Genomic DNA, 10,057 nt, shown 5'->3' with positions numbered 1-10,057 from the left:
CCCCGCGACCACTGCGCACGTTGCGCGGGGCCACCCCACCCAGGCCGGATGAGTACCTGGGAGCAGCCGCGCGTGGGGCGCCTGAACCGGCCCCTGCCGCTGGGCCTAAGCTGCGCGCATGTGGCGTGACGTAGCAGGTCAGGCGTGTGCCGAGGCCGAATTCAGTGAGCCCGTCGACGGGGCCGCGCTGGCCGCGGCCGAGCAGCGGCTGGGATGCCCTTTGCCGGCCGACCTCGTCAGTCTGCTCCGGGAAACCGACGGCATCGTGGGCCACTACGGCGTGGCCGCGGTCTGGCCGCTGCAGCGGATCGTTGAGGACAACCTTCGCTTCCGGTCGGACCGTTCCTTCGCCGACCTGTACATGCCGTTCGACGCTCTCCTCTTCTTCGGCGACAACGGCGGCGGCGACCAGTTCGCCTTCGTGCGCACCCCGGCACGGCCGGACATCTTTGTATGGGAGCACGAAAGCGACAGCCGCCGGTGGGTAGCAGGGGATCTGCGGGACTATCTCGGCCGATCGCTCGCGGATGAGGGCGGAGACGACTGGTACCAGTAGACGGCCGCACGGCGCCGAAACGGCGATTGGGTGCCGGTATCGCCGTTTCGGCACCGACGACGTGCGGGCTGCCAGACGTTTCCCACTTCCGGGCCGCGGTCAGGCCCGGCCGAGAGCGCTAAGCAGAGCCTGGCGGCGCACAGTGGGGTGATCCAGCCGCAGCAGGCGGCCGACGGCGGCCAGGGACTTCTCCACGGCGGAGCGACGGGACGGCACGCAACTGTCTGGCCACGGCGGCCGATCGTCTCCAGCACATGACGTCTACCACGCCCCAACCACTGCCCAGCACTCCTCCGTCGGGGCCTCTCTGCGGCTACGGCCCCACCACGGAGGACCCGGTCGGCTGGGGCGGCAACAAGCCAGCAGGATCGTCACCGGCCGCAAACGAGGGGTCAGGGCTTCGTGACCGCGGTCCTCTTCGGCTGGCGGGGCACGGTCTTGGTCTTGTCGAGGTGCCCGTACACCGTCGAGCGGGGCACGCCGAACAGCCCCAGTTGGTTCACGAAGTGAACCAACTGGGGAATGGGGTGAGCGGAGAGCAGAAGGACTCACCGATCACAGGTCGGTGAGTCCTTCGATAGGGGAGGAGGTCAGCTGGGTGTAGCTCCTGCTCCGGGACAGGCTGAGCTGGGGTGTTGCTGGGATAGTCGCTGGTCGCCGTTGGCGGGTGGTGTTCATACTGCCGCAATGGATGCGGTGATTCTTGAGACCGACCGTCTGGTGCTGCGGGCCTTCGTGCCTGAGGACGCCGATGTGGTGTATGACGCTTGTCAGGATGAGGACATCCAGTTCTATACGCCGGTTCCGGTGCCTTACCGGCGGGAGGACGCCGAGAAGAGCGTCTGTGAGGACTGGCCCGAGGGCTGGGCCACGGACAAGGACTACACCCTCGGTGCGTTCCGCAAGGGCAGCGGGGCGTTCGTTGGCTCGTACTGCCTCACCAGGGTGAGCCGGGGTGTCTTGGAACTCGGCTACTGGGCGGTCAAGGAGCAGCGCGGCCGCGGCTATTCGGTCGAGGCCGCGCGGGCGCTGTGCGACTGGGGCTGGGCCACATTCGACGTCCACCGCATCGAGTGGTGGGCCATGGTCGGGAACACCGGCTCTCGTGCCATCGCCGAGAAGCTGGGCTTCACCGTCGAAGGGACGCTGCGTAACCGTGGGATTGCAAACGACGGCAATCCGCACGACTGGTGGGTGGGTGGACTTCTGAAGCCCTGAGGCTTGGGTCGGTGCTCAGCCGCCGCGCCTTCCCCGAGACGGTGGCCGCGCCGAAGGATGCGCCGGCCCCGATCGAGGACGCCCGCGGCAAACGCCGCCGCCGGGCCGCGGCCGAGGTTATCCAGGGGGCGAAGGGATCCTGTGCAGCTCAGGCGCATACTCGGTGGTGCAGGCAAGTTCGGCAAGTAGCAGGAGGTGTTTGTGTGAAACGCCTCCTGGGGGAGCTGGTCGAGAACGCCGGCTCTGTGCAGTTCCCCGTGTCCCTGACGGAGCGCTGCCTCTTGCCGGCGTTTCCGGCTGTCAGTTGAAGATGTCCAGGAGGTCCAGCCAGGAGCCTGCGTCGTCGGCGGGGCGGGGCCGCATCGGGAGCGGATCCGGGTAGGTCTCCGCTGCGGCCCTCGCGCGGACGATGTCGGGCCCGCCGCACGCCGTGACCGCGAAGGCGCCGAAAACCTTGGCGAACGCGGCCGGGTCGCGGAACTCGACGCCAAACGCTCGGCCGTCCCGCAGCGGCACCCACACCACCCGGTCGAACCGTGTCCATTCCAGCACCGGCTGGTCGTCCGCGGTTGACCGCCCCTCCAGCCACAGCCGCGCCACGTGCGGCAGGTTCACCTTCTCCATCGGCAGCCGCTTGCGCCGCACCCGCAGTTCACGCGCCGTCAGCTCGACGCGCTGGTCCTTCTTCGGGTACCAGACGACGCCGATCCCGAACGGCACCCACAGTAGGATCCCGATCATCGGCCAGACCAGAGCGTCGCCCCACGACCGGAGCAGCCCGCCGTCCAGCAGGTACAGGGCCCCGAAGACCAGAACCCATTTCGCCGTCATCCGCCAGAATCCGCTGCCCTGCCGGTACAGGACCCGTCGCTTCCCCGTCATCGCCATGCCCGCACGCTATCCGCCGCCCCGCAGCTCACCGTAGGCGCCCTTCGCCACCGCGGGGGCGGGTGGCGCCACCGACGCCACCCGTCGATAGGTGATCGCCGCCAACAAGGGGGCGATCACCATCCATGTCTGGCACACAAGGAAATGGAAGGTGACACCTATGGGATATGGGATTTCCCTGCACCGGTTCTTGGGAGGCGAACCCGAGACGCTGGATGAACGGGTGACCAGGGAGGTACTGGCACCTTATGCCGTGAATGCGGACCAGGACAGCGAGGAGGTTTTGATCCGGGCAGCCGACGGCGAAGAGGCGGAGATGAACGTGAGGGCCGACGGCATCAGCGTGCACCGCTTCTCGTCCGGTGGAGTCCTGGACATCGTCGCCGAACTGGCCGACCGTCTCGGTGCCGCCATCGTTCTTCCGGACGGTGTCCTCGTCGGCGGCGAGGAGCAGCGCGCGAACCTGCCCGACGGACTGCGAGACATGGCCGTCGTCGTCGAGATGACGGGCCCGTCGCTGCAGGTCGCGCTCGAAGAGTGACGAGAAGTTTCACGGCCGTCGTCAATCCCAGCGCCGACGGGAGCGTCTCTGCGGCGAGGAGTACGACTACCACGTCAGCGCGTGCTCCTCTGTGGTCCGGATGCCGTCGCCCTTGCCGCCTGGATACGACCGTGCCCGCGATGATGCGGTGCGGCGGGCACGACGCCGCACCGCGCATGCCGGGGTAGGGACGCGTTCTGAGACACGTAAGGAACCTGCTGGTCAGCGCGATGCCTTATGCCGCGAGGCGCGAGCACCGTCGCTTCAGCGTCTCAAGTCCCCTGGCATTTCCTCGGCGTGGTGTCAGGCCCATGCAGAAAGATGGGGCCGTGCTGACCTACGTGTACCGCGTCACGAAGTACGACCCCGCCGACCGCGACGGACACGGGCACTACACCGGCCCCGAGGACACCGTCAGCGACCACGGCGAGGTCGAGGCGGCCTATCTCCAGGCTGTCGCGGCATTCGCCTGGGACACCGGCATCGATCACCTGGCCGTACGCGAACCGCAGGTTCCGTCCCTCGCGCACTTCGGCGTCGAGCCTCCGGTGGACGGTTTTGGACTGGACGGTCTGCTCCCGTTCGGCCTGGCCGACTTCCACGACGGGGCAGAGATGCCGCTCGACATCGGGCTTGAGCTGGTGCGGGCAATGCTGCGCGACAGCGGTGCCTGGTGCCGACTGGAGGTGGAGGACACGATCGCCGTCCACGTGGGGTGGGACCAGTACCTCTACATCAGCAGCAGCCGGCCTTGCGAGGAGGCGCTGGACCGGACCCGCGAACTCGGGCTGTTCCCAGAACGCCTGGGTGCCTCCCCGTACGACTTCGAGGCCGAGGAAGAAGGCATCCAGCGGCCCGGCGACGATGACTTCTGGGCTGGCCTGCACCGGGCAGTCGCCGACGGCAGTGCCGGAATCCTGGAGGAGATGTATCTCGAAGGCGCCTCACGATGGCACCACCTCACCCGCGACAGCGTCGACACGGTTCGCGCCGGACTGGCTCCCCGGGCCCGTCTGGCTGTATGGCCGCCCTTGTCCTCCGACGTCGACGCCGTCCTGGGAGCCCTCCCCGCCGAAGGCCTCGTCGAAGGCGTCTGGCAGGACAAGGACGGCCACATCATCAGCGCCATTGCAGACGAGGACGAGTTCCCGGAGCTGACCGCCCGGATATCCAGCGCCCACGCCGCCGCACTCTTGTCCGTTTATGCGGGTGAACGTGTTCCTCTGTTCACCGCTGTCATGCCCGACAACGACGGAGTCCTACGGGCTCGTTGGCGGACCGAGCCGACGCCGAGCGACTGGAACTGGGCTCTCCGTCACCCCAAAGGGTGAGGGCTCCGACCAGCTGTCCTGTCGCAGCGCATCTGTCAGATAGCGAGCCGTTGACCTGCTGGGATGCCAGGTCGTTTGAGAAGACGGAGGCTCGGGGTTCTCGAACGACCTGGCGTTCGTGGAGGGTGGTTCACAGAACCGCCCAAAGGCGGCAGCAGGAAAAACATGCCTGCGGGGACCCCGGCACCCCGGTGCAACCGGTTGTCAGTGCTGTTCGGCAGGGTGTGCATGTGACGAATCGAGACGAGGAACGTGGCGCCCCCATCTGGTCTGGACTGCCTTCGACGGCCAGAGAGCTGCTCATGGCAACTGAATGGGGCGCCCTGCAGCATGCATATGGGAGCGCCGAGGACACCCCGCCGTACCTGTGTCAACTCCTGAACGAGGATCCCGACGTGCAGGCCGAGGCACTGGGAATGCTCGATATGTCCGTGCTGCACCAAGGATCCCTGTACAGCTCCACCCCGCCGGCCGCACTGTTCGTCGCAGCGATCCTGCCCCACCCCCAGACTTTGGCCGAGCACGAGAGCTTCTTCCCCTGGGACGACCGGACCCGACCCCTACGGGCCGCACTACTCGACTGGCTCGGCCAGATCGCCGACTCGGCCTCCTGCGGCGAGGACCCCGGCAGCGAGGGCGAGTACGGGGATGAGTACGACGGCGAGGACGAAGACGAGCTCGAAGCGATCCGCGCATGCCGGAGTATCCGACGCGAGCTCTACGACGCGGTCGAACCGTTCCTCGACGATCCGCATCCGGACACCCGAGAGGCAGCCCTCGGAGCGGTCACCCTTCTTCTGAAGGCACCCGACCTCGCCGAGCTCGTTCCCCGCGCCGCCCACCGCCTGCGTAGCGTTCTCGCAGCGGACGGCAGCCGCCGAGAACGCTCCTCCGCAGCTCTGGCGATGGGCGCCTGGGGCCAGGACACCACCGGCCTCCTCAACGATCCTGATCCAGCCGTGCGCGCCTGCGCCGCTCTGGCCACCGGATGCGCGCGCATGCCCCGCGCCACCGCCGTCCTGCTCGAAGCCCTGCAAAACCCGGTCGAGGCAGACCACTGGTTCCCCGACCCCCTCCCTCAATTCGACGGCTGGCTCCGCTTCACCCTCCTGAAGGCCGTCCTTGACCGCGTCGACGCCTTCGAAGACCTAGCTCCGGCGGCCATGGCCCTGATGCCGCTCGGCAGCGACTACACCGTCGACCGCGACTGGGGTCCGCTGCTCGTCAAAGCCTTCCCCACCGGCTACAGCCCCGGCCTGCCACTGTCGGCCGCGCAACGAGAGCTTCTGCAAGCCGTCACCGCCAATGACAACTGCTGGGGGAACATTGGCAACAAATTCCGCTGGCTCAGGGAAGCCGGCCTGCCAGAGCGGCGCGACGCCATCCGAGCCCTGCTCTGATCACACGGCCGTCGGCTGATCTGGCCCAAGCACAAAGCCTGTCCGCAGTCCGCGCTCGAAGGTGGCCGTGGCGAAGATGGCCTTCCACGGCCGTGAGCGGCTCGGCCTGCTCCGCGTCGTCGAGGACGCGATCCTGATCCACATGATGCGCTGGCCCGATGAAGTCAGGGACCCGGCCGAGCTGGCGCCGCAGGCGACCGAGCTGGACGAGCAGGAGCTCGAGGGCGCACTCGCGCTCATGGACACGATGAGCAGCGATGGCATGAGCCCGGACGTCGAGCCGGGGTGCGTGGAGAAGGCGGCGTACTCGTTCTGTGTGCTGGAGCACCTGCACCGGGCGCTGCGGCGACGCGATGTGTTCGCCCGCGGCGGGGACCGGTGGGGCGACTCGCGCGCGAAGCTGCTGGCCGGAGCGACCGGTGGGAGAGTGCCGAGCCGACCGTGCTCACCGCGCTCGGGCTGGAGGCGGAGCCGGCCGCGCACCTGGCCGAGCTCGCCGGAGCGTTGCATGGCGCCTACCACCAGGTCGTCGCCGGGCTGCCCACGAACAGCGCGGTGACGGTGAAGGACGGCAAGTTGCGGCTGGACCGGCTCGGCCCCGCCCCGGAGCCGAACCTGATGCCGGCCTTCCGGCAGCTGGCCAACAGCGTGCTGCCGAAGGTCGACTTCCCTGAGCTGCTACTGGAGGTCGCCGAACTGACTGGCATGACGTCGGCGTTCACCCACATCTCCGACGCCGATCCGCACATGGACGACTTCGAGGTCAGCGTGTGCGCGCTGTTGCTGGCGGAGGCCTGTAACGTCGGCCTGGTCCCGGTGGCCAAGCCGAACGTGCCGGTGCTGACGCGTGCCCGCCTCGTGCAGGTCGACCAGGGGTATGTGCGGGTGGAGACGATCTCCGCCGCAAACGGGCTGCTCATCGCGGCGCAGGCCAAGGTCGACCTGGTGCGGGCCTGGGGCGGCGGGCTGGTCGCCTCCGCGGACGGGGTGCGGTTCACCGTGCCGGTGCAGACCCTGCACGCGGGCTACAGCCCCCTGTACTTCGGGCTGCGCAAGAAGGGCGCGACCTGGTTGAACGTGGTCAACGACCAGGTGATGGGCCTGGGCGGAGTGGTGGTGCCCGGCACCCTGCGGGACTCGCTGTTCATCCTGGACGCGCTGCTGGGCCGCGACGGCGGGGTGCGGCCGGAGACCGTGGTGACCGACACCGCGTCCTACAGCGACATCGTCTTCGGGCTGTTCGCGATCTGCGGCTACCAGTTCTCCCCGCGGATCGCGGACATCTCGGACGCCCGGCTGTGGCGGACCCACGCGAGTGCAGACTACGGGCCGCTGCAGGACGTCTCCCGGCACACGGTGCGCCTGGACCGGATACGGGCGCACTGGGGCGACATGTTGCGGGTGGCCGGATCCCTGACGCTCGGTGAGGTCCGCGGCCACGACCTGATCCGCATGCTGTCCCGTGACGGGCGCCCGACCGGCCTGGGCGACGCGTTCGCGCACTACGGGCGGATCTTCAAGACGCTGCGCCTGCTGCAGTTCATCTCCGACGACGGCTACCGGCGGATGATCGGCAAGCAGCTGAACATCACCGAGGCCCGCCACCGTCTCGCACGGCGGATCTTCTTCGGTCAGCGCGGCGAGCTGCGACAGAACTGTCGCGAGGGTATGGAGGACCAGCCCGGGGCGCTGGGGCTGGCACTGAACGCCGTGGTGCTGTGGAACAGCCTCTACCTCGACCGGGCGGCCAAGCAGCGGGCCGCCTACGGCGACGGCACGGCCGAGCAGAGCGCCGACGCCGGCGAGGGGCTGCGGAGAGTTGGGGGACGGGCGGGGGTCCGAGTAGGAACGGACCAAGAAACCGGTGTTGCTGTCAGAAGTTTTGACAGGTGGTCGGAGGGCACACAGGTGTTCGCGCGGGCGGGCGTTTCATAGGTGGTCGCTCGTGAAACACCCGGCCGCACGGCGGTCCACCTGCGGCAATCATGTTTCATGAGTTGTTGCAAACGACTGGGCGTCTGAAACACCCTTATGAAACGCTCCGGAACTGTGAGCGACGACTTCAAGCGCGTGGAATCGCACGACTGCCCGATGTCCGCCTGCGCCGCCCCTGCGGGCTCCCCATGCAGGACCGGCAAGGGCAAGGTGGCGATCCAATACCACACCGCCCGCTTCCGCCTCGTCCCCCAACTTGCCAAGACGCTCAGCGTGCCGACCCCCGCCGTACGCAAGCCGGGGTCGATGTGGACCGAGCTACCGCGGCCGGTGAGCGCCGGCGCCGAACCGGCCGGGCACGTCCGCCTCGGCTACGCCCGGACCTCGACCGCACGGCAGTCCCTCGACGCGCAGCTCGACTCACTCGCCGAGGCCGGAGTGACGCGCATCTTCTCGCAGAAGATCTCCCCCCGCGCACCCGGCGCCCCGAGTTGGAGGCCGCCGTCAAGCTCGCCGGGAAGATCCGTTCCTCCGGCGTCGCCGTCACCCTCGTCGTCCACGAGCACAAGCGGCTCGGCCGAGGCATCGAACTCGCCATGCTCGCCGAAGAGCTGAAGGCGAGCGATGTCGGGCTGGAGTTCCTCACAGGCGAACTCAAGGGCTCGCACGACCCGTCCGGGATCGTGTTCACGGTGCTGGCCGCGATGTCGGGCATGGAGCGCGAGTACATCCGCGACCGCACCCTGGAGGGCCACGAGGCCGCCCGCAAGCGCGGCAAGACCATCGGCGGCGCGGGCGTCACCGACGACTCCATGCTGTCCATGGCCCTCCACCTGCGCGAGCAGGAGATGAGCCTGCGCGACATCGCCAAACGCCTCGTCACCCGGCACGAAGAAGGGCCAGCACCCCTCACCCGCCACCGTCATGCGCATGCTGCGTGAACACGACGAGCACACAACCGCGATGGAGACCACCGGCTGACCCGCGGCCCAGCCCTTGATGCTGATTCCGCGAGATGAGTGATCACCTCGTGCCCGTCTTGGCTTGTGCGCCCACCAACTACCAGTAAGGCCCGTGGGGATGCGCGCCGCGCAAGAGGCCAGTGATCGTCACGGCGGGGGTTGAAAACACCCCGGCAGGCTTCGGGTGGAGACGGCGCGGCATGGTCTCACCAGGGAATCGGCCCGTCCTCGGCCAAAAAGGCGCCCGTCGGGCCGTCCTCGCCCGCCGTCGCCAGGTCAACCGCGACGGCCGCGCCCTCCTCCGCCGTGCGTATCCCGGTGTGGCGGTTGAGGTCGGTCGCGCAGTAGCCGGGACTCACCGCGTTGACCAGGATCCCTTCGGCGCGCAGTTCATTGGCGTAGAGCACGGTGATCGCGTTCAGCGCGCTCTTCGAGGTGCAGTAAGGGAGGAGGATCGAGGAGTAGGCGGACCACGGGCTGCCCGGGTCGGCCAGGTGGGTGAGGGAGCCGAGTTCGCTGGACATGTTGACGATGCGTGCGGCGGCGGAGCGGCCGAGCAGGGGGAGCATGGCGTGGGTCACCGCGATGACGCCGAACACGTTGGTCTCGTAGACCTGCCGGACGGTGGCGGCGGGGGTTTCACTCGGTTTTTGCGGTCCGGCGGCGATCGCGGCGTTGTTGACGAGGATGTCGAGGCGGCCGAACGTGGCGTCGATGTGCTTGGCGGCGGCCTGGACCGAGATCTCGTCGGTGACGTCCAGCGGTACGAACCGTACGTCGGCGCCGCCCGTGCGAAGCTCCTCGGCCGCCGCCTCGCCACGCTCGGCGTTGCGGGCGCCGATCAGCACGGTGATGCCGAGGGCTGCGAGCCTGCGCGCCGTTTCCTTGCCGATGCCCTTGTTCGCGCCGGTGATCAGAGCAGTCTTCTGCGAAGTCGTCATGGCACCCAGCCTCCCCTCGCCCACGGGCGGCAGGGAAAGACCAGAAGACTCTGGATCTATAGTCCACAGATATGAGTGAGCTGGAGGTGCGGGAGCTGAGGTACTTCATCGCGGTCGCCGAGGAACTGAACTTCAGCCGGGCCGCGCAACGTCTGGGGATGGCGCAGCCCCCGCTGTCGAAGGCGATCGCTCAGATGGAGTCCCGGCTCGGTGTACGCTTGCTGGAGCGCACCACCCGGCAGGTGAGGCTGACCAACGCCGGTCAGGTGCTGCTCGACCAGGCCC

The 10,057-nt window shown here is 68.4% G+C and carries 10 protein-coding genes and 2 pseudogenes; 10 read left to right on the top strand and 2 right to left on the bottom strand.

Annotated features, from left to right (window positions below; genetic code table 11):
* Nucleotides 1-118: 118 nt before the first annotated feature.
* Nucleotides 119-556, top strand: a complete 438-nt coding sequence (locus ACWGI8_RS31280) for an SMI1/KNR4 family protein (protein WP_453666028.1) — start codon at nt 119-121, stop codon at nt 554-556.
* 687 nt (nt 557-1,243) lie between these two features.
* Nucleotides 1,244-1,774 (top strand): GNAT family N-acetyltransferase, encoded by a 531-nt coding sequence (locus ACWGI8_RS31275; protein ID WP_453666026.1) that lies wholly within the window; start codon nt 1,244-1,246, stop codon nt 1,772-1,774.
* A 300-nt stretch (nt 1,775-2,074) separates the two neighbouring features.
* Here the strand turns inward: ACWGI8_RS31275 and ACWGI8_RS31270 are convergent, their stop codons facing one another.
* Nucleotides 2,075-2,662: a hypothetical protein gene (locus ACWGI8_RS31270; RefSeq protein ID WP_453666024.1), complete on the bottom strand. Its 588-nt coding sequence runs from the start codon at nt 2,660-2,662 to the stop codon at nt 2,075-2,077.
* Between the two features lie 91 nt (nt 2,663-2,753).
* Here ACWGI8_RS31270 and ACWGI8_RS31265 point away from each other — a divergent pair, with 91 nt between their 5' ends.
* From ACWGI8_RS31265 to ACWGI8_RS31235, 7 genes and pseudogenes are all read left to right on the top strand, one after another.
* Entirely contained in the window at nt 2,754-3,203 is a 450-nt protein-coding gene (locus tag ACWGI8_RS31265) for a hypothetical protein (RefSeq protein WP_453666022.1), read from the top strand.
* Nucleotides 3,204-3,514: 311 nt separating this feature from the next.
* Nucleotides 3,515-4,534, top strand: a complete 1,020-nt coding sequence (locus tag ACWGI8_RS31260; RefSeq protein ID WP_453666020.1) for an RNA-binding protein — start codon at nt 3,515-3,517, stop codon at nt 4,532-4,534.
* 302 nt (nt 4,535-4,836) lie between these two features.
* Nucleotides 4,837-5,934 (top strand): HEAT repeat domain-containing protein, encoded by a 1,098-nt coding sequence (locus ACWGI8_RS31255; RefSeq protein ID WP_453666018.1) that lies wholly within the window; start codon nt 4,837-4,839, stop codon nt 5,932-5,934.
* Nucleotides 5,935-5,992: 58 nt separating this feature from the next.
* Nucleotides 5,993-6,202: pseudogene (locus ACWGI8_RS31250) on the top strand (Ku protein); the annotation flags it as partial.
* Nucleotides 6,203-6,375: 173 nt separating this feature from the next.
* Complete coding sequence (locus ACWGI8_RS31245) at nt 6,376-7,869, top strand: transposase (protein WP_453666016.1); 1,494 nt, start codon at nt 6,376-6,378, stop codon at nt 7,867-7,869.
* A 96-nt stretch (nt 7,870-7,965) separates the two neighbouring features.
* A pseudogene (locus ACWGI8_RS31240) lies at nt 7,966-8,139 on the top strand (zinc finger domain-containing protein); the annotation flags it as partial.
* A gap of 221 nt (nt 8,140-8,360) precedes the next feature.
* Nucleotides 8,361-8,810 (top strand): recombinase family protein, encoded by a 450-nt coding sequence (locus ACWGI8_RS31235; protein ID WP_453666014.1) that lies wholly within the window; start codon nt 8,361-8,363, stop codon nt 8,808-8,810.
* Between the two features lie 227 nt (nt 8,811-9,037).
* Here the strand turns inward: ACWGI8_RS31235 and ACWGI8_RS31230 are convergent, their stop codons facing one another.
* Complete coding sequence (locus ACWGI8_RS31230) at nt 9,038-9,772, bottom strand: SDR family oxidoreductase (RefSeq protein WP_453666012.1); 735 nt, start codon at nt 9,770-9,772, stop codon at nt 9,038-9,040.
* Nucleotides 9,773-9,843: 71 nt separating this feature from the next.
* Here ACWGI8_RS31230 and ACWGI8_RS31225 point away from each other — a divergent pair.
* On the top strand, nt 9,844-10,057 hold a 214-nt coding region (locus ACWGI8_RS31225; protein ID WP_453666010.1), incomplete at its 3' end, for a LysR family transcriptional regulator.

This window comes from Streptomyces sp. NPDC054841, assembly GCF_053611045.1.
The sequence above is the reverse complement of the archived record's forward strand: the minus strand, read 5'-3'. Positions and strand labels throughout refer to the sequence as shown.

Bases quoted from the DNA above. Each gene is read 5' to 3' on its own strand.
- ACWGI8_RS31270 (WP_453666024.1), bottom strand. From the start codon at position 2,662: ATGGCGATGACGGGGAAGCGACGGGTCCTGTACCGGCAGGGCAGCGGA.
- ACWGI8_RS31280 (WP_453666028.1), top strand. From the start codon at position 119: ATGTGGCGTGACGTAGCAGGTCAGGCGTGTGCCGAGGCCGAATTCAGT.
- ACWGI8_RS31275 (WP_453666026.1), top strand. From the start codon at position 1,244: ATGGATGCGGTGATTCTTGAGACCGACCGTCTGGTGCTGCGGGCCTTC.
- ACWGI8_RS31260 (WP_453666020.1), top strand. From the start codon at position 3,515: ATGCAGAAAGATGGGGCCGTGCTGACCTACGTGTACCGCGTCACGAAG.
- ACWGI8_RS31230 (WP_453666012.1), bottom strand. From the start codon at position 9,772: ATGACGACTTCGCAGAAGACTGCTCTGATCACCGGCGCGAACAAGGGC.
- ACWGI8_RS31255 (WP_453666018.1), top strand. From the start codon at position 4,837: ATGGCAACTGAATGGGGCGCCCTGCAGCATGCATATGGGAGCGCCGAG.